Raw genomic sequence first — 21,366 nt, 5'->3', positions numbered from 1 at the left:
GGACACCGCAGCCGGGCCGCGGAGACGTCGAACGTCTCCGCGGCCCGGCCCGTTCACCCGCTGCTACGCGTCCGGTTCCGCCGTCCCGCCGTGCCGGCCCAGTTCATCCCGGATGATCGCGTGCCACTCGTCCCTCATACGGCGCGCCGTGGCTTCGTTGAAGACATGGGTGTCGTACTTGAGGAACACCTTGTAGCCCGCGCCCTCCCGGTAGAACTCCGCGGACAGTACGTACTCTCCGGCGTACGGCAGGTCGTCGAACCGCCGCAGGTCCAACTCGCCCTGACCGGCCGGCGCGTCGTTGGTGAGCAGTTCGGCGCCGTCGAAGTTCTGGAACAGGAAGTTGGTCAGTACCAGCGGCTCGTCCTCCGCCCCCAGCGCCCGGGTGATCTCCAGCAAGGGGTAGGCGCCGTGCTCGATGCCGGCGACCACCTTGCGCTGGAGCGGACCGAGCAGTTCGGGGAGGCCGCCGGTGACCGCGCAGCGGATCGGCAGGCAGTTGGCGAACTGGCCGACCACGTCCTGGAACCGCTGCTCGTAGCGGGCGGCGGCGGTCATGCCCAGGATCAGGTCGTCCTGTCCGGTCAGCTCGTGCAGGAACCGCGCGTACGTCGCGAAGAGCACGGTCGCCACGCTGACCCGGTGTTCCCGTGCCGTGTCGGCGAGTGCGGTGGCCAGTGCCGGCGGCAGCGTGAACGTCACCGTGTCCACGCGGGGCAGCCGCTCCGGGTCGTACGGCCGGTCGTACGGCAGCGCGAGCGCCCTGCGCGGGGCCGCCAACTCACCGACCCAGTAGTCGCGGTGCCGCGCGGCCCGTGGGCCGGTCAGCAGCGCCTCCTCCCAGGCGACGAAGTCGCCGTAGGCGGCCCGGCTCGGGTTCCCCCCGCCCCGGTAGGCGTCCTTGAGCGTGCGGACCAGGACCGCGGTCGACGTACCGTCCAGCAGGATGTGGTGCGCGGTGATCATCAGCAGCCGGCGTCGACCGGGGAGGGTCACCAGGTGCGTCCGGACCAGCGGGCCCGTCGCCAGGTCGAACGGGATGTTGACCAGCTCCCGCAGCCTGGCCAGTTGGGCGACGCGCGAGGCGGCCGCGATGTCGATCCGCTCGAACGACGGCACCCTGGTCGGGTCGATGTCCAGGTATGGCTCGCCGTCCCGCTCGCCGAGGACCGCGCTCAGCACCGGGTGGAGTGCCGTCTGCGCGCGGATCGCCCGCTCCAGTGCCGCCTCGTCCAGGTCGCCGTGGATCTCGAAGAGGAGCGGGAGATGGTAGGCGGTCGACTCCGGGCAGCGTCGCTGGTCCCGGTACATGGTCAGCTGCCCGCGCGAGAGGTTCCACCGTTCGCCGGCCGGGCCCGCGAAGTGGGCGCACAGGCCGTCGATGGACTCCACCTCGAAGAGCAGGGTGGAGGAGACGTCGTCGCCGAACTCCTCGCGCAGGGCGTTGGTCAGCTGGAGGACCAGGATCGAGTCCAGGCCGTAGTCGGTGAGCCGGGCCGAGGTGTCGATCCGGTCGGCCGGGATGCCCAGGACGGCGGCGGCCTTGTCGAGGATGACCGCGGACGGGTCGGACACCGCTGCGGGGGTGGCGGCGGGCGCCGGCTCGGGGCTCACCACCGGGGCGGGTGCGGGCCGGGGCGCCGGGACCGGAGCCGCCTCAGGGGCGACGACCGCGGTGCCGGACACCGGGGCAGGCGCGGGCTCGGATCGCGGTGCCTGCACCGTGCGCTCCGCGCCGCCGGCGCCGGGCCGCGCCCCCGCCTTCGGGGTGCTCGTCCCCTGCCGGGCGCGCCCTTTGGCCGCGCCGGCCAGTCCTTGCCGTGCCACGCCGTCGCTCTCCGCCGCGATGACCTGCTGCCCCAGCGGCAGCGCCTGCGACAGCGGGAAGACGACGGTGCCGAATCCCTCTCCGGTCAGCACGTCCCGCCAGCTCTCGGGCGACAGCGCCGGCGAGCCGGGGATCCGCAGCGACCGGTCGTCGAACAGCCACCAGCCCTCCAGCAGCCCGAACGTCAGGTGGCTGAAGAGGTCGAACGCCGACAGCTCGTTGAGCAGCAGCCATCCGCCGGCCCGCAGGGCGGCCTTTGCGTTGCGCAGGGTGTTGCGGGTGTCCCGGGTCGCGTGCAGCACGTTGGCGGCGATCACCAGGTCGAAACCGCCCTCCGCGACGTCCTGCCCGGCCAGCGGCTGCTCGATGTTGAGCAGCCGGCAGTCCAGGTACGGCACGTCCGGCCCGTACGTGGCCCGTGCGTGGTTGAGGAACGCCTTCGACAGGTCCGTGTAGACGTAGCTCTCGATGCTGTCCTGGTACGGCTTGAGCGCGGCGAACATCCCGCTGCTGGTGCCGCCGGTGCCGGCGCCGATCTCCAGGATCCGCAGCCGCGCACCGGGTTCGTGGCGCAGCCGCTCCGTGACGATGTCCACGGCGGCGCGGGCCATGGCCTGGTTGAACAGGTCGGCGGCCGGGTTGTCCCGGTAGCAGCCCTCCACCAGCTCCATGGAGCCGCGCGGGAAGATGACGTCGGTGGGTCGGATCCGGCCGGTCAGGACGTCCGGCAGGGCCCTGAGCGTGGCGGAGACCAGCCGCAGCTCGGCCGTGCGGTGGGCGTCGGTCGACCACAGCTCGCACTGCCGGTCCCACTGCGCCAGCACCACCTCCACCGGCTCGGCCGGCACCCCGACCTGCTCGGCGTGCGCCAACCAGTCGGCGTACAACGGCAGGATCTCGCCGTGGTCGAGGGACGCCAGCTGCGCCGCCAGGACCTTGGCCAACCACGGGTCGCGCTCGGTTCGGCGCCACCGCACGACCCCGTCCATGCGGCCGTCCACGCCGTCGGAGGTGAGCAGCAGCTCGCCGCGGACCCGGGAGGGCGTCGGCTCGTGCACGGTGACCTGGGTGCCGCGGTCGAAGTTGGCCAGGGTGTTGTGCTGGTTGGTCTTGATGAACGCGAGCTGCCGCTGGTCCCCGCCGAGCAGCGTGTCCAGGGCGGCGAGCCCCTCGTGCGGCTCGATCGACACCAGTCCGACCCGGCTCAGCCGCTCCCGGTAGAACGCGGAGGTGACGCTCCCGCGGTCGCCCCACCACCCCCAGTTCATGACCTTGACCGGTGTGTCCCAGTGCTGGCCGAGGGCGTGCGCATAGGCGTCGCTGAAGGTGCATCCGGCCGCGTAGTTGCCCTGGCCGGCGGCGGTCGTGAAGGACTGCATCGACGACAGCAGCACCGCGAAGTCCAGGGGCTCGCCGTCGAAGACCTCGGCCATCGCGGTCGTGACGTCGATCTTGGCCGCGAGTCCGGCGCGGAGCGTCGCCTCGTCCATCCTGGCGAAGGTGCTGTCCCGCAGGACGAGTGCGGCCTGCACCACCCCGTCGATCCGCGGGTGCCGCTGCCTGACCTCGGCGACGGCCCGGCGCAGCGCGGCCGGGTCCCCTGCGTCGGCGCTGAGGTAGCGGACGGTGCCGCGTCCGGTGATGGCGCGCAGCTTGTCGTCCACGGACGCGTCGTGCGCGCTGCGGCCGATCCAGGTGACGTGCGCGCCGAAGTGCTGCACCACGTGCTGGGTCCAGGCCGTGCCCAGGCCGCCGGCGCCGCCGATCACGACGTAGACGCCGCCCTCGCGGTAGACCGGTTTCGCCGGTGCCGCGCAGGGCGCCCAGTGTCGGGCCAGCCATTGGCCGGCGCGGCGGGCCCAGGCGTCGTCGGGTGACTGCGCGGGCAGCGCCGTGAGATCGGCCGGCCATTCGGGGGTGTCGAGGTCGACGCGGCGCACGGTCCACTGCCCGTACTCCCGCCCCAACGACCCGAACAGGCCGTGGAGTCCGGCGTGTGCCGGCTGGACGGCGTCGTGGGCGTGGGTGGCGAGGGCGCGGATCGTGACCAGTGTGATCCCCAGCGGCCGGGCGTCGTATCCGGCGGCGAGCAGCGCCTTGATCATGCGGAACGCCGCGACGACGCCGTCGTTCTGGGCGGCGACGTGCCCGGGGGCGTCGGTGGGTTCGAGTTTGGTCTCGGGCGCGGCCCAGACCAGGTGGTCGACGGGGCCGAGGGCGCGCAGCGCGGCGGTCGCCTCCTCGACGGTCGCCGAGGGCGGCAACGGCCAGGTCAGGGCGGTGTCGAACGGTGCGGGCCCGCCGACGACCAGGACCCGGTCGGTGCCGGACGGCACCGGCGCTTCGGCCGCGGTGATCGGGTCCCACACGGGAGCGAACAGCGCGGGTTCGGCCTGGACCGTGCGGCGCGAGGTGTATCCGGTCAGCCGCACGCAGACCTCGCCGTCGGCGTCCACCAGGTCGATGTCCAGCTTGTCGAGCGGTCCGGAGCCGCCGCCCCGCACGATCGCCCACATCGTCGGCGTGCACGGGGCGAACGCGTCCAGCTGGTCCAGGGCGAACGGCACGGCGGTGTCCCGCATCCCGGTGAGGTGGGCCGCCACCGCCGACTGGATCGCCGAGTCCAGCATCGCGGGTGTCAGCACCCCCGGCTCCGCCCCGTCGGGCAGCGCCAGTTCGGCCAGGACGAGCCCGGAGCCGACGTGTGCCTGCCGGATCGCCCGGAGCGACGGGCCGTGGTCGATGCCCATCGACACCAGGGCGTCGTGGATGCGGTCGCCGGAGACGGTCTCCCGGCAGTCCGCGCGCAGTGCGGCCAGGTCGGCCCGGGCCGGGCGCGGGGCGTCGGACGGCGTGATGCTGCCTTCGCAGCACACGGTGTCGCCGGTGGCGATCTCGAAGCGGTGGGCGCCCCTGCCGGTCGCGCGCACCGTCACCCGGGCCTCCACCGGGGTGTCGGCTACCTCCAGCGGCTGCACCCACGTCACGTTGCGCATCCGCACCGGGACGGTGCCGACCGCCTTGCGGGCCAGTTCGAGGGAGGCGACCGCGGGCAGGATGTGGCGGCCCTGTACCACGTGGTCGCGCAGCAGGCCGTGTTCCCGGGTCAGCGTCACCCGGTCGTCGCCGGCCGCCGCGGGCCAGTACCGGTCGCGGGCGAACGGGTAGGTGGGCAGCGGGATGCGGCGCCCCTCGGCCGGTATCGGCTCCTCGGCGGGCAGGCGGGCCGGGACCGTGCCGTCGAGGACCTGGATCAACTCCTCGCGGTCCCGGACCACACAGGCGAACCGGTGCGCGAAGCGCTGCCGGCCGACGGCCAACGTGAACGCGAGGTCGCCGAGGTCGATCGCGGCGTCGGCGCGCAGGTGGGCCGCCAACCGGCGCTTCTGCTCGTCGAGTTGCTGCTCGGTGCGCGCCGAGAGGACCACGGTGTGGGCCCTGTGCGGGGTCGCGGTGCGCGCGACGGGCGGCGCCTCTTCGAGCACGAGGTGTGCGTTGGTCCCGCTGGCGCCGAAGGAACTCACCACACCGCAGCGCGGCGCGCCGGCCGGCGCCTCCCAGGCGTGGGTGCGGGTGCTCAGGTAGAACGGGCTGCCGGCGAGGGGGATCGCCTCGTTGGCGGTCTCGAAGTGCAGCGAGGCGGGGATCTGCCGGTGCTTGAGGGCCAGCAGCACCTTCAGCACGCCCGCGACGCCGGCCGCGAACTGGGTGTGGCCGATGTTGGTCTTCAAGGAGCCGACCGCGCAGTACTCCGTCCTGTCGGTGTGGGCGCGGAAGGCACGGTCGAGTGCCTGGAACTCGATGGGGTCGCCGAGCTTGGTGCCGGTGCCGTGCGCCTCGACGAGCCCGATCCGCGTCACGTCGACGTCGAACCGCTCGTACACCTCGCGGAGCAGGCTCTCCTGGGAGAGCGAACTCGGCGCGGTGATGCCGTTGGTGGCGCCGTCCTGGTTGACCCCGCTGGCCTTGATCACGCCGTGGATGTGGTCGCCGTCGGCCAGCGCGTCCGCGAGGCGCTTGAGCACCACGACCCCGACGCCCTCACCGGGCACGAAGCCGTCGGCGCGGTGGTCGAAGGTGTGGCAGCGCCCGGTCGGCGAGAGCATGCCGGCGCGGCCCGCGAGCCCGTACAGCCGCGGCGTGGACTGGAGGAACACCCCGCCCGCCAGCGCCATCGAGGTCTCACCGGACCAGAGGCCCTTGCACGCCAGGTCGATCGCCACCAGCGAGCTGGAGCACGAGGTGTCGACGGCGATCGCCGGGCCCTTGAGGTCGAGGAAGTAGGACACCCGGCTCGGGATGACCGACGTCATGTTGCCCCACAGGGTCTGCGCCGGGGCGTCCGGGTCGAGCAGCCCCTGGTAGTCCCCCGCCCAGGCTCCGACGTACACGCCGCAGCGCCGCCGGCCCATCTGCCCGGCGTATCCGGCATCCTCCAACGCCTTCCAGGACTCTTCGAGCAGCAGCCGCTGCTGGGGGTCCATCACCGTGGCCTCGGTGCCGGAGATGTTGAAGAACATCGCGTCGAACTCGTCGATGCGGTCGAGGAATCCGCCCCGGGTGCAGCTGCTCACTCCGTCGAGGTCGAACCGGGTCGTCCCGGTGACCAGGTCGTCGCCGTCGGCCAGGTGCGTCCACAGTTCGTCCAGCGAGTCGGCGCCGGCGAACCGGCCGCTCATGCCGATCACCGCGATCGGTCCGCGCTCCCCGCTGACGCGCTCGTCCGCCCGGCGCCCGGTCGGCACCGGCACCGGCACCGGCACCGGCACCGGCTCGCCCGTCGTCTGCGGGGCGTCCGCCGGCTCCGACGCCGTGTCCGCGGCGCCCTCCGTGTAGGCAAGGGTGTCCCGGTACGTGGTGAGCAGGTGTGCGGTCAGCCGGTCGGCGGTGCTGAAGTCGAAGACCACGCTGGTCGGGAGGTCCAGCGACAGCGCCTCGTTGAGCTGGTGCACCACGCGGATCGCCAGGATCGAGTCCAGGCCGTAGTCGGCGAACGCCAGGCCGCCCTCGATCTCGGCGACCTCCAGCGCCAGCGCGCGGGCGATCTTCTCGCGCACCACGGCGGGCACGATCTCGTCCAGGTTCCGGCGCCCGACGGCGGGGGGCGCGGCTGCGGGCTCCGCGGCAACGGGCGCCACGGCGGCCGGCTCCACGACGACGGGTGCGGCGGCGGGTCGGGCGGCGCGTTCGACGACGGGCTCGGCGGCCGGGGCCGCGACCGATGCGGGCGCCGTCCGGGTCAGGTCGCCGATCCAGAACCGGTCCTTGGCGAACGGATAGGTCGGCAGCGACACCACCCGGCGCGGCGCGCCCTGGTGCAGGCGCTCCCAGTCCACCGCGACGCCCGAGGCCCACAGCGCCGCCAGCTTGGACAGCTTGCCGGCGGCGATCCACCGCCGCACCAGCAGCTCCTGGAGATCGCCGTCGTCGGTGATCTCGGCGAGCAGACCGCCGGAAGCCTCGACGGTACCCCGGTGTCCCCGGCCGGCACGCAGGCTGGTCCTCAGTTCCGCGGTGGACGACACCGCGACCGCGTACCGCTCGGTCATCGCCTCCCGTCCGACCTGGAGCGTGAAGGCCAGGTCGGCGAGGTCGGTGTCCGGGTTGCGGTCGAGGAACCCGGCCAACCGGTCGAGGGACGCGGTGAGCTGCTCGGGAGTCCTCGCCGAGAGGGCGACGACCTGTTCTGCGGTGTTCGTCGGGCCGTTGGTCGGCTGCACGGGATACTCCTCGACGATCAGGTGCGCGTTCGAGCCGCCGGCCCCGAACGAGGACACCGCAGCGATCCGCGGGCCCTCGGAGTGCCACGGGCTCAGCTCGCGCTGGACGCGGAACGGGGTCCGCTCGAAGGTGATGTTCGGATTGAGTCGTTCGGCGTGCAGGGTCGGCACGAGCTGCCGGTGCCGCATCTGGAGCAGCACCTTGGTCAGGCCGGCCACTCCGGCCGCGGCCTCCAGGTGGCCGATGCCCGACTTCACCGAGCCGATCGCGCAGTACTGTCGGTCGGCGGTGTCCTGCTCGAACGCCGTGGTCAGACCCGTGATCTCGATCGGGTCGCCCAGTTCGGTGCCGGTGCCGTGCGCCTCGACGTAACTGACCTCCCGCGCGTGGACCCCGGCCCGGTCGAGCGCCTGTCGGACCAGATCCGCCTGGGCGACCGGGCTCGGCACGGTGTAGCCGGTGGTGCGGCCGCCGTGGTTGACGCTGGAGCCGCGGATCACCGCGAGCACCCGGTCCCCGTCGGCCTCCGCCCGGGACAGCGGCTTGAGGAGCACGCATCCGACGCCCTCACCGGGCACGAACCCGTGGCCGCCGGCGCCGAAGCTGCGGCAGTGCCGGTCGGGCGAGAGCATGCCGGAGCGGCACAGTTCGACGTAGTCCAGCGGATGGGTGTAGAGGTTCACGCCGCCGGCGATCGCCACCTCGCAGGCGCCGCGCCGGAGTTGCTCGCACGCCTCGTGGATCGCGGTCAGCGACGCCGAGCACATGGTGTCGATGGTCAGGCTCGGTCCGCGCAGGTCCAGCAGGTAGGAGGCGCGGGCGCTCAGCGAGGCGAACGACAGGCCGGGCACCACGAGTTCGCCCGAGGGCAGTCGGCCCACGTCGTGCCGGGCGTGGCCGACCTTGGTGACGCCCGCGAACACCCCGACCCCGTGGCCGTGGCGGTCGGCCAGGCGTGCCCTGGTGTAGCCCGCGTCCTCCAGGACTTCCCACGCGGCCTGGACGAAGAGCCGCTCCTGCGGGTCCATGGCGTAGGCGTCGCGCGGGGCGATGCCGAAGAACCTGGGGTCGAACGCGGCGAAGTCGTCCAGGAAGCCGCCCCACTTGCTGTAGCTGCGGCCGGTGGCGACCGCCGTGTTGCGGTCCGGTTCGAAGAAGCCGTCCAGCGGCCAGCGGTCCACCTCCCGGACGCAGTCGCGGCCGGCCCGGAGGTTGTCCCAGAACTGGTCCGGGTCGGCGGCACCGGGGTAGCGCCCGCTCAGCCCGATGATCGCGATCGGCTCGTCGGTGCCGGCGGCCGGCGGTTCGGCGCGGCCGGTCGGCGTGTCGGCGGTGACGGTGGTGACAGTGGGTGTGGTCGGCGTGTCGGTGGTGCCGGTCGAGTGCTGCCGGGCCGGTTCCGGCCGGTGGCCGGTGAGTTGGCCGGCGACCCCCCGAAGGGTCGGCTGCTCGAAGAAGATCGTCGAGGAGACGTCGGGATGGGTCCGGATCAGCTCCCGGTTGAGCTGGAGGACCATCATCGAGTCCAGGCCGACCTCGACGAGCGGGCGGTCGGGGTCGACCGAACCCGGCGCGAGACCGGTGACCTCGGCGAACACCGTGAGGAGATGGTCCAGGACGTCCGGGTCCGCGGTGGGCACGGGGCGTGTCGCGACCGGTCGGGCCGCGGCCGGCCGGGGTGTCGCGGCCGGCGCACTCTGCCGCGCCCGCCGCGGGTCGCCGTGATGCACCCACACCTGGTCCGCCCCGGTGTGCCAGGCGTCGAGCAGGGCCGTGAGCCCCTCCTCCGTGGGCATCGGGGCCAACCCCCGGTCCTCCCACAGATATGCCCGAGCACGGTCGTCCACCCGCATGCCGCCGTCCTCCCAGAGCGGCCACGCCAGCGACAGCGTGCGCCCGCGGCGCCGTCCCTCGGCGACCCGCGTGTTGCGCACGGCGGCGAACTCGTCGAGGAAGGCGTTGGCGGTCGCGTAGTCGGACTGGCCGGGGTTGCCGGTGAGCGCGGCGCCCGAGGAGAACGTCAGCAGGAACTCCAGCGGGCAGTGCTCGGTGGCCCGGTCGAGGTGCACCAGACCGTCCACCTTGGTCGCGAGCACCTCGTCCCACTGCTCGACGGTCTTGTCCGCGAGCAGCGCGTCCCGGACCACGCCGGCGGCATGCACGATCCCGGTGAGTTCGCCCGCCTCGGCGACGAGGTGCCGCACCTCCTCCCAACGGGAGACGTCGGCGCGCACATACCGCGCGTCCGCGCCGGCCTGCCGCAACTCGGCGAGCAGGCGGTCCACCCGGCCGTCGCCGGGCGACCGGCCGGCCAGTACCAGGGTCGGTCGCCGCACGTCCGCGGCGATCCGGCGGGCCAGGCGGGCGCCGATACCGCCGGCGCCGCCGGTGATCAGGTACCTGCCGCCGTCGCGCCACGGCGTGTCGGCCGCCGTGCTCGCAGGCGCGGCCGGCGCCCAGGTGCGCGTGTGCCGGACACCGTCGCGGTAGACCACGAGATCGTCGGTGGCCTCGGCGTTCTCCGCCACGACGGCGGCCACGTCGGTGCCGCCGGCGTCATCGAGGCCGATGACCTGGCCGGCGATCCGGGGGTTCTCCTTGGCGACGGTCCGCAGCAGGCCGGCCAGGGCGATGTCGTCGGTGACGACCTGCACCAAGGTGGTGCCGGCCCGGGTGTCGAGGCCGCGGACGGTCTCCAGCAGCTGCCACGACAGGTCGCGGAACCGGCTCTCCGGCCGCCGCTTGACGGTGTCCAGGTGGAGCGCGCCGGGCACGGACCCGTCGATCCCGCACAGCACCACGACGCGCCGGTCGTACCGGCCGGTCGCGGCCGCGGGCGTCGGCGTCCACCGCGGCGTCAGCAGGACCGTGCCGATCTCCTGCGTGTCGCCGCCGGGTTGCTCGGTGCGGGGACCTCGCCCGGCCCCGGAGGGCTGCTCGGTGCCGGGAAGGTGCCTGGTGCCGGGGATCCAGAACCGGTCCCGGGCGAAGGGGTATCCGGGCAGCCGCACGCGCCGGGGCGGTGTGCCGCCGAACGTCGCGCGCCAGTCGACGGTGGCGCCGTCGATCCACTCCCCGATCGGCCCCTCGCCGCTCCCGCGGTCGCCGGTGGTGACGAACGCCCGCAGCCGGTCGAGGAGTTCGGCACGCGACGAGACGACCCAGCCGACGCGTTCCGCCATCTCCTCGCGGCCGATCTGCAGGCTCCACGCGACGGACCGCAGCGGGACGTCGTCCGACCTCTCCAGGTAGGACAGCAGGTCCCGGGCGCGGGCGGTCAACTGCTCCCGGGTACGGGCCGACAGCGGCACCGCCACCGTGGCGGCGGTCTCCCCGTCCTGGTCGCGGGGAACGTATTCCTCGACGACGACATGGGCGTTGACGCCGCCGAACCCGAAGCTGCTCACCCCGGCGCGCCGCGGCGCGGGGCTGCCGTCACGGTTGCGGGGACGCGCCCAGGGCTCGTTGTCCCGCACGATGTGGAACGGGCCGTCGGCCAGTTCGATGTACGGGTTGACCTGCTGGACGTGTTGGGTCGCCGGCAGCACACCGTGCTTCAGCGCGAGCAGCACCTTCAGCAGTCCGGCGATGCCGGCGGCCGACTCCAGGTGGCCGATGTTGGTCTTGACCGAACCGAGGCCGCACGCGCCGTCGTCACGGCGTCCCAGCCGGCGGAACGCCGTGCGCAGCGCGCGGACCTCCACCGGATCGCCGAGGGCCGTGCCCGTGCCGTGCGTCTCCAGGTAGCCGACGGTGTCCGGGTCGAGGTCGCCGAGGGCGGTCGTCACCAGCTCGGCCTGGGCGTCGGCGTTCGGCGCGGTCAGCGAGTTCGCCCGGCCGCCGTGGTTGCACGCGCTGCCCCGGAGCACGCCGAGGATCGCGTCGCCGTCGCGCTCCGCCGCGGCCAACGGCTTGAGCACGACCGCCCCGACGCCCTCGCCCCGCACATAGCCGTTTGCGTCGGCGTCGAAGGTCTTGCACAGGCCGTCCGGGCTGAGCATGCCCGCGCGGTGCGCGCTGACGAACGCGTCCGTGCTGAGCAGCACGTTCACCCCGCCCGCGACGGCCATGTCACAGGCGCCGGAACGGATCGCCTCCATCGCCCGGTGCACCGCCACCAGCGAGCTGGAGCAGGCCGTGTCGATCGGTTCGCTCGGGCCGCGCACATCGAGCAGATAGGAGATGCGGTTGGCCAGGATCGAGTGCGTCGTCCCGGTCGCGGTGAAGGCGTCCGGTGCCACACCGAGCGAGGTGAGCAGGGTCGCGTAGTCGTTGCCCGAGACACCGAGGAACACGCCCGTGGTGGTGGGCAGGTCCGCCGGCCGGTACGCGCTGTCCTCCAGTGCCTGCCACACCGTCTCCAGCGCGAGGCGGTGCTGCGGGTCCATCAGATCGGCCTCGCGCGGCAGGATGCGGAAGAAGCCGGCGTCGAAGGCGTCGATGTCGTCCAGGGCTCCGACCCGCTGGGGGAAGTCCTGGTCGGCGATGGTCCGGCGCTGGTTCTCGTCGTACCGGTGCAGCGGGAAGGCGGTGACGGAGTCCTTGCCGGCCACCAGGTTCGCCCAGTACTCGTCCAGGTCGCGGGCGCCCGGGAAGCGCCCCGCCGCGCCGATGACGGCGATCGGCATACGCGGATCGGCCGCGTCGCCGGCCGGCTCCGGCCGGGCCTCGGCGCGGACCGGCTCGGGCCGCTCCTCGACACGGACCGGCCGCGGCGGCCGGGCCTCGACCGTGACGCCGTGCTCGTCGGCGAGGTAGGTGCCCAGTGCCTGAAGCGTGTTGACGTCGAAGAAGACCGCCGGGCTGATCGTGACGCCGAACCGCTCGTGGATCTCCTTGGCGAAGGCCACCAGCGAGATGGAGGCGAAGCCGAACGCGTCCAGACCGGTGCGCGGGTCGAGCTCCTCCGGCGCGAACTTGAGGATGTCGGCGGCGATGGACCGCAGCACGTCCACGACGGCCGGCACGGGCGATGCCACCGGCTCGACGCTCACCGGCTCCGGTTCGACGCGTGCCGGGGCGGCCTGCGGTACCGGACGGTCGGCCGGCGTCGTCCCTCCGACGCCGCGCCGCGCGCCGGTCAACTCCCCGACGACCTCGCCCGTTTCGTCGGCCAGGACGATCCGGTCGGCTTCGAAGAGCACGTGTGCGACCGGCACGCCGGCCCGCACGTGGATCTCCGCGACGTGGTTGAGCGCGGTCCGGGCCCAGTCCGGTGCACCGGCACGCCGGGCCTCCCACTGCACGCCCTGGGCGAGGGCGGCCAGGACGTGCGGCTCCACGGTGACGTTGCGCCGCGCGTGGTCCTGTTGGAACGCGGGCCGGCCGACCCGCAGCACGGTCCGTTCGTCCGGCGTGCGGAACACGCCGTCGACCGCGCACGACGCCGGCTTGTAGTCCAGCCCGCCGTCGGCCAGCTCCGCCAGGAACTGCTCCCGCGTGCGCACCTGCCGCAGGCCGGCCAGGTCGATCCGACCGGACGGCGGCGTGGCGGCCCGCACGGTGAACTCCACGGCCGCCGACCCGTCGTCGGTCCGTACGACGCCGTGGCCGTCGGCGAACTCCGTGACCAGCCGCCGGGTCGCGGACCAGTCGACGGGCCGCAGCACGCGCAGGTCGTGGACCGACGCCTGTGCGGCGAATCCGCTGACCTTCGCGGTGGCCAGCGCGAGGTCCACGGCGAAGGTGGGCACGACGGCCGGCGCCTTGTCCCGGCGGTAGCCGTAGTCGAGCAGGTCGTCGAGGTGGACGTCCGTCGCGTAGCGCAGGCCGCGGACGTCGGACGCGTTGCGCCCCAGGAACGGGTGCAGCCGCTCCCGCAATGCCAGCGGGGCCAGCACGGACGGCGCGCCCTCGGTCTGCTCGACCCAGCACCGCACCTTCTCGAACGGGTACGCCGGCAGCGACACCCGGCGTGCCGTGGGCAGTTGGTCCCAGTCGACGCTCCTGCCGGCGACCCAGGTCGTCGCGAGGTCGTGCGCGGGCAGCTCCCGGCGCCCGGCGAGGTAGCCGTCGACGGCCGCCAGCGCGGACCGCTTGTCCGCCGCGACGAACGCCCAGCGGTGGGCCAGTTCGTTCTTGCCCACGCGCAGGGTGAAGGCGATGTCGGGGAGATCGGCCTCCGGCGCCCCGGCGAGGTAGTCGCGGAAGGAGGCCAGATAGCGCCCGAGCGCGGCCTCGTTCATCGCGGAGAACACGAAGAGCTGCTCGCCGAACGGCTCCCGGCGGGCCGGACGTTCGGGGTACTCCTCCAGAATGATGTGCGAGTTCATGCCGCCGGCGCCGATCGAGGTGATGCCGGCCCGGCGGGGGTGGGCGACCTCCCGGCCGTCCACCACGGTGACCGGGGGCTGCCAGTCGGCGAGCGTCTGCTGCACCCGGAACGGCGTGTCGGTGAAGTCGATGTCCGGGTTCAGTTCCGTGCTGTGCAGGGACGGCGCCAGCTTGCCGTGCCGGAACTGCAGCAGCACCTTGGCCAGCCCGATCATGCCGGCCGCCGCCAGCAGGTGCCCCATGTTGGCCTTGACCGATCCGAGCGCACAGAACTGCCGGTCCGGGGTGTGCTTGCGGTACGCCGTGGTCAGCGCGCGGACCTCGATCGGGTCGCCCAGCGCGGTGCCCGAGCCGTGCCCCTCGACGTAGCTGATCGTCCTGGGGTCGACGGCGGCGTCCGCGACCGCCTTCTCGATCGCGTGCGCCTGCATGCCCGGGTTCGGCACGGTGAAGCCGTTGCGGGTGCCGGCATTGGACAGAGCGGTGCCCTTGATGACGGCGTACACCTGGTCGCCGTCGCGCTCGGCGTCGACCAGCGGCTTGAGCACGACCGCGCCGACGCCCTCGCCGAGGATGGTGCCGTCCACGCCCCGGCCGAAGCTGCGGATGACGTCGGAGGTGCCGGTGGTGAAGTGCTCCTGCGACGAGGCGATCAGGTTGTACGGGTGCAGCATGAGGTTGATGCCGCCGGCGACCACCATCCGGCACTCGCCGGCCCGCAGCATCTGGACGGCCTGGTGCACGCACGTGGACGAGGCCGAGCACATGGTGTCCACGAAGAGCGACGGCCCGGTCAGGCCGTAGAAGTAGGACAGCATGTTGGGGATCGTCCCGGTGTAGCTGCCGCTCTGCGGCGCGCCCCGGGTCAGGCCGTTCTGGAAGCCGTAGAGGTTGTAGTGGTTGCTCATGGTGCCCACGAGCACGCCGACGTCGCCCTGGTAGCGGCGGTGGATGGTCTCCTTCGAGTAACCGGCGTCCTCCAGCGCCTGCACGCCGGCCTGGAGGAACAGCCGCACCTCCGGGGACATCTGCTCGGCCTCGCGCTTGGAGATGCGGAAGTAGCGGGGGTCGAAGGCGTCGATGTCGCGGAGGAAGGTTCCCGTCCTGATCACGCTCTTGCCGAGCACGGCGCGGTCGCTGTCGTGGACGGCCTCGTGGTCCCAGCGGTCGGCGGGGATCTCCTCGAAGGTGTGCCGGCCGTTCTCCAGCAGCTCCCACAGCTCGTCCATCGTGTCGGCGCCGGGGTAGCGCCCGGACACGCCGATGATCGCGATGTCGTGCCGGTCGTCGCGTGCGCCGCGTAAGGAGGCGCCCGCGGTGGCGGGCTCGGAGGCGGGTTCGCGGACTCTTGCGGTGGCGGGCCCGGCCGCGTCGTCGAACCGCGTCGCCGGGGCGCTGGGCCGCTCGGCAGGGGTGTCCCGTCGTGCTTCCGGCGTCTGCGCCGGCTCCGTCTTGCCCAGCACGGCTTCCAGTTGTTCGCGCCGCGACTCCACGAAGTGCGCGGCCACGTCCGCGATGTTGAGGTACTCGAAGAAGATCGTCTTGGACAACGGCCCGAACAGCTTCTCCAGTTGGGCGGTCACCCCCAGGATGCTCAGCGAGTCGATGCCGTACTCGATCAGGTTGGTGGTCGACTCCAGGTCTTCCGGGGCGTGCCGGAGGACCTCGGCGACGACGCCCTTGAGCAGGTCCTCGGCCCGCGCCTGGAGGTCGCCCGCGCCGGCCCGGTCGCCCTCCACCACGCCGCCGGACGAGGCCACCGGCACCGGCGCCGCGCGGCGGGCCGCGCCGAGGGTGGCCTCGGCACCGTAGGCGACGACGAGGTGCGCGGGGGCGTCGGCGAGCAGGGACCGGCCGAAGGCGCGCAGCCCGTCCTCGGTGGGCAGGGGCTGCCACCCGCGCTCGCGGCGCATCGACTCCCGGGTGACCTCGTCCACGGTCATGCCGCCGTCGGCCCACAGCGGCCAGCTGACGGCGACGGTCCGCCCGCTGCGCTCCCCCGCCTCGACCAGCGACTGCCGGTGCTCGGCGAAGGCGTCCAGGAAGGCGTTGGCCGCCGCGTAGTCGGACTGCCCCGGATTGCCGTAGACACTGGCGACCGAGGAGAACAGCGCGAAGAAGTCCAGGTCGAGATGGCGGGTGGCGGCGTCGAGGTTGAGCGTGCCGCGGACCTTCGGCGCGGTCACCAGGGGGACGTCGGCGAGGTCCTTGCGCAGCAGGTACTGGTCGCGCAGCACACCGGCGGCGTGCACGACGCCGTCGAGCGAACCGTGCTCCCGCACGAGCGTGGCGACCGCGTCCCGCACGGCCTGGGCATCGGCCACGTCGACCGGCAGGTAGTGCGCGTCGACGCCCTCGGCCCGCAGCGCCGCGACGGAGCCGGCCGTGGAGCGACCGCTGAGCACGACCGTCGCCTCCGCGCGGCCGAAGTAGCGGGCGAGGTGCGGGCCGATGCCGCCGAGGCCACCGGTGACCCAGTACACCCCGCCGGCCCGCAGCTCGGGCACCCGGGGACCGGCACCGAGCTGCGTCTCGACGGGCTCCCGCACCTGCCGGGTGCCGTCGGCGGAGTAGCGGACCTCGGTGTCGGCGGAGTCGTCGGCGCCTTCCTCGCGGACGATCCGCGCGACCTGTTCCGGGGAGGCCGCGGCCAGGCCCGTGACCCGGACGATGCGGCCCGAGACGAGCGGGTTCTCCAGGGCGACGGTGCGGAACAGGCCGGTCAGCGGGGCGTGGAGGTGCGCCGGCACCCGGGCGTCGACCAGTGCCAGGAACCGGTGCTCGCCCTTGGGGCCGGCCGCGAGCAGCTGCTGGACCTCGGCGAACACCTGCTCCGTCATGGCCTCGACGCCGTCGGCCGGACGGGCCGGAGCGATCTCCGGCAGGGTCACGGAGTGTGTGGTGCGGGAGCCGTCGGCCGGGTTCGTCGCCCGGTCGATCCACCGCGTGGTCGCGGTGACGACGCGCGGGCCGGCGTCGGTGGTGCGCTGGGCGAGGCCGCGCAGGCTGGCGCTGATCACGCCGTCGCGGTCGCACAGGTCGATGTCGAACTTGGCGAGCGCCCCGGAGTCGCCGCTGCGTCGGACCCAGGCCCAGGTCTCGGACGGGCAGGGCCGGTGGACCTGGAGCTCGTCGAGGGCGAAGGCCAGGGTCGGGCCGGTGCTCTCGCCCATCAGGAGCACGGAGGTCTGGAAGGCGGCGTCCAGGAGGCTCGGCGGCAGCACGCATCCGTCGGCCGCGGTGGTCTGGATGCGGGCGAGCGCCTCGTCCTGCCCCACCCAGACGTCGCGCAGCGCGCGCATGTCCGGCCCGTATTCCAGTCCCTGGGCGTCGAGTTGGGCGTACATCTCGTCGGGGTCGCGCGGGGTCGCGCAGGACGCGCGCAGGGCGTCCAGGTCCAGGGGCGACGGCTCCGGCACGGTGACGAGCTCGGCGGAGCCCACGCTGTGGGTCGTCTCGCCCTGGAGGAACTCGAACGCGATCGTGTCGCCGCGCGGGGTCAGTCCGATGTGCACGTCGACCGGCTCGTCCACGACGATCGGCCGCATCCACGCCACGTCGCGCAGCCGGACCGCCCCGTCCCCGGTCGCCGCGGACTCCACCGCGGCCCGCGCCATTTCCAGGTACGCGACCGCGGGCAACACGCGCGCGCCGCGCACCTGGTGGGAGGCGAGGAAGGGCTCGGACCCGGTGAAGGTGCTGGTGTAGCGCTGTTGCGCCAGATCGGAGGTGTTGCGGTGGACGAGCGGGTGCAGCGCCGCGGGGTCCGGCGTCCCGGCCGCCGGGGTGCGGTACCAGTGCCGGTCGCGGGCGAAGGGGTAGGTGGGCAGCCGGACGCGGTGTGCCTCGGGGTCGTGGGGCCAGTCGGCGGTTCCCCCGCGCACCCACTCCTCGGCCGCGGCGACCGTGTCCGGGCCGGCCTCGGCGGGGTTGTGCACCTCGCCGTCGGTCACCGACGCCAGCGCGTCGACGAGCTGCTCCCGGTCCGCGACGACGAGCACGGCCCGGGCCGCCATCGGCTCCCGGCCGACCTGGAGGGTGTGCGCGATGTCGGCCAGCGACTGGCGCGGCCGCAGCGCGCTCTCCGGGGCCCGCAGGTGGTCCCGCAGCTGGTCGGCCAGCGCGCGCAACCGCTCCGGCTTCTTCGCCGAGAGCGGGATGACGTACGGTCCCGGCGCCTCGGCGGCCGACTCCGCACGGGCCGGCTCGTCACGAAGTTCCTCGCGGGCCGGTTCCTCGCGGGTCGGTTCCTCCAGCAGTACATGGGCGTTGGTGCCGCCGAAGCCGAACGAGCTGACGCCCGCCCGGCGCGGTGTCCCCTCGTCGGCCGGCCACGGCTGGGTGTCGCCGACGATGTAGAACGGGCTGCCGTCCAGGTCGATCAGCTGGTTCTGGGTGCGGAAGTTGACCGTCGCCGGCAGGGTCCCGGCGGCCATCGCGCCGATCACCTTCACCACGCCCGCCACGCCGGCGGCCGACTCCAGGTGACCGATGTTGGTCTTCACCGAGCCGATGCCGGTGCTGCCCGGCCGGGGTTCGGTCCCGTTGGCCTCGTGCAGGTTCCGGAAGGCGCGGGTGAGGCCGAGGATCTCGATCGGGTCGCCGACCGGTGTGCCCGGCCCGTGGGCCTCGATGTAGCCGACGGTCTCCGGCGCGATCCCGGCGCGGGTGTAGACGTCCTCGATCAGGGTGGCCTGCGCGGTCGGGTTGGTCACGGTCAGCGAGTTGGTCTTGCCGCCGTGGTTGGTGCCGACGCTCTTGATCACCGCGTGCACCGGGTCGCGGTCCGCCACGGCCCGGGCCAGCGGCTTGAGCAGCAGGACGGCGCCGCCCTCGCCCCGGACGAATCCGTCGGCGCCCTCGTCGAAGGCGTGCGAGGTGCCGGTGGGCGAGAGCATGCTGGCCTTGCTGAACGCCACGAACAGCTTCGGCGACCAGCACAGGTTGACGCCACCGGCCAGCGCCAGGTCGCAGTCGCCGTTGTGCAGTGCGGAAACCGCCTCGTAGAGCGAGACCAGGGAGCTGGAGCAGGCGGTGTCGTTGGCGATGCTGGGGCCGTGGAAGTCGAAGAAGTACGACAGGCGGTTGGCCACGATCGAGTACGCGGTGCCGGTCGGGAAGTAGACGTCGGTCGGCACGTCGTCGCGCTCGATCAGCTCGGCGTAGTCGCCGTGGCACACGCCCATGAAGACGCCCGTGCGGCTGCCGGCGAGCGTGCCCGCCCGGTAGCCGGCGTCCTCGATGGCCTGCCAGGCCAGCTCCAGCGCGAACCGCTGCTGCGGATCCATCGTCTCCGCCTCGCGCGGCGAGATGTTGAAGAAGGCCGCGTCGAAGCGGTCGGCGTTCTCGATGAAGCCGGCCCAGACGCTGTTGGTCTTCTCCTCGCCGCTGCGCGGATCGCCGAAGTAACGTTCCTTTGACCACCGTTCGGCGGGCACCTCGGTGATCAGCGAGCGGCCCGCCGCGAGGTGGTCGAACAGCTCGACCAGCGTGTCGGAACCGGGGAACCGCAGTGCGAGCCCGATGATCGCGATGTCGTCGGCAGCCATCAGCGCTCCCCCACCTTCTGCACGGCACGGCGGTTGTCGACGGTCACCCGCAGGTCCAGGTCCCCGGGCACCGACGCGCCGTGCCGCCCGCTCCCGTCGTCGAGCACGAACTGTTGGTTGAGCACCGCTGTGGTCAGCAGATACACGAAGGTCTGGTCCTCCTTGGTGCTGATCTCCTCGACCGGCGAGGACATGATCTTGTCAACCAGGCGGCGGGCGAACGTGTGGTCCAGGCAGTCGATCTTGGCCAACTCACGGTCGGACAAGAGGAGTTCCAGGTACTCCGGACGGCTGTCCTTGAACGCGGCACTGCCCGGCGCGCGGTAGGGCTGCTTGGGACGGCTGGTGGTCCACTCCGGGAGTTCGGCGCGGAACGCCTTCTTCAGGATGGCCTTCTCGGTCTGGCCGTCGTCGTAGCGGAGGTTGACCGACGCGGCGGCGCGCACCACGGCCGGGTCCAGGAACGGGCAGCGGTTCTCGACGCTGTGCGCCAGCGCGGCGCGCTCCCCCTGCGTGGACAGCAGGAATCCGGCCAGCAGCGTCTTGTACTCCAGCCACTGGGCCTTGTGCACGGCGGACATGCCCGCGTAGCCGGGCGCCGCGGCGACCAGGTCGAGCAGATCGGCGAACGGGTCGCGGCGGTCGGCGAGCAGACGCGCCGCGAACCGGCCGTTCTGGTAGCGCATCTCGTGGGAGAACAGGCCCGGCAGCCGTTCCTCCGAGAACTGCTGGTACAGGCCGAGCAGATGGGCCTGGTGGGCGGGACCGAAGTGCGCCAGTTCCGGGTGCAGGTTGGCCAGCCTGGTGCGGCGCTCGTCGTCGGGCAGCTCGTTCCACTGCTCGCGCAGCAGGGTCTCGCGGAACAGCGAGTAGCCCAGGAACGCCTCGTCGGCGCCCTCGCCGCTGAGGATGGTCTTGATGCCGGCGTCGCGCACGTGCCGGGACAGCAGGAACATCGGCACGAACGAGGTGCGGAAGGTGGGGACCTCGGCGTGGTACACCGCGGCCGGGAAGTTGTCGGTGATGTCCGCGCTGGTGATCGGGACCGTGCAGTGCAGGGTGCCCAGGTGCTCGGCGACCAGGGACTGGCTGTCGGACTCGTCGAACGTCCTGTCCTGGAACGCCACGGAGAACGTGCGGACCTGGTGCGGGGAGAGCCGGGTGGCCAGCCTCGTCACGATCGAGGAGTCCAGGCCGCCGCTGAGGTAGACGCCGACCTCGACGTCGGTGCGCAGGCGCATCTCCACGCTGGTGCGCAGGGTGTCCCGGACGAAGTCGATCGCCTCGGCCTCGGTGCCGTCGAAGGCCGGGACGTCGAAGCCGAGGTCCTCGTAGGCCCGCAGGGAGCGGCGTCCCCCGCTGAGGGTCAGCACCGAGGCCGTCGGCAGCTGGCGGATGCCGTGGAACGGCGTGCGGTCGGGCAGCGGCGTCCACACCCCGAAGGTGGTGGCCAGCTCGCTCGGGTCGAGTGCGAATCGGAATCCGGGAAAGGCGCGGAACGCCTTCATCTCGGACGCGAAGAGGAAGTCATCGCCGTGGTCGGCGTAGAACAGCGGGCGTTTGCCGTACCGGTCGCGGGCCAGTACGAGGTCGCCGGTCAGCGCGTCCCTGATGGCCACCGCGAAGGCGCCGTTGAAGCGGGTGAAGCAGTCCGACCCCCACTGGATCCATGCCTGGAGCACCACTTCGGTGTCGGAGTGGTCGGTGCGGAACGGCCGCCCGAGCCGGGCGAGTTCCGCGCGGAGCTCGATGTGGTTGTAGATCTCGCCGTTGAAGCAGATCCAGTAGCGCCCCGAGGGGTCGCTCATGGGTTGCGAGCCGTCGGCTGGATCCACGATGGCCAGCCGCACCGCGCCCATGGCGATGCCGTCATCCAAGTAGTAGCCGGCCTCGTCCGGCCCGCGGTGACGAATGTTCGACAGCATCGAGGTGATGACCCCGGCGGTGGCATCGGGATGCACCGAGGTCGAGAGGAATCCAGCCAACCCGCACATG

At 72.9% G+C, this 21,366-nt stretch carries 2 protein-coding genes; both read right to left on the bottom strand.

The window, feature by feature from the left end:
* Positions 1-63 precede the first annotated feature (63 nt).
* On the bottom strand, positions 64-19,371 hold the full coding sequence (locus SNOUR_RS35500; protein WP_067355343.1) for an SDR family NAD(P)-dependent oxidoreductase: 19,308 nt from the start codon (positions 19,369-19,371) through the stop codon (positions 64-66).
* Positions 19,371-21,365 (bottom strand): asparagine synthase (glutamine-hydrolyzing), encoded by a 1,995-nt coding sequence (gene asnB, locus SNOUR_RS35495; RefSeq protein WP_067355340.1) that lies wholly within the window; start codon positions 21,363-21,365, stop codon positions 19,371-19,373. Before asnB ends, SNOUR_RS35500 begins: the two co-directional genes overlap by 1 nt.
* Position 21,366: the final 1 nt, after the last annotated feature.

The organism is Streptomyces noursei ATCC 11455 (genome assembly GCF_001704275.1).
Lineage (GTDB): Bacteria > Actinomycetota > Actinomycetes > Streptomycetales > Streptomycetaceae > Streptomyces > Streptomyces noursei.
This window is presented reverse-complemented; position numbering and strand designations above follow the sequence as displayed.

Bases quoted from the DNA above. Each gene is read 5' to 3' on its own strand.
- SNOUR_RS35500 (WP_067355343.1), bottom strand. From the start codon at position 19,371: ATGGCTGCCGACGACATCGCGATCATCGGGCTCGCACTGCGGTTCCCC.
- asnB (WP_067355340.1), bottom strand. From the start codon at position 21,365: ATGTGCGGGTTGGCTGGATTCCTCTCGACCTCGGTGCATCCCGATGCC.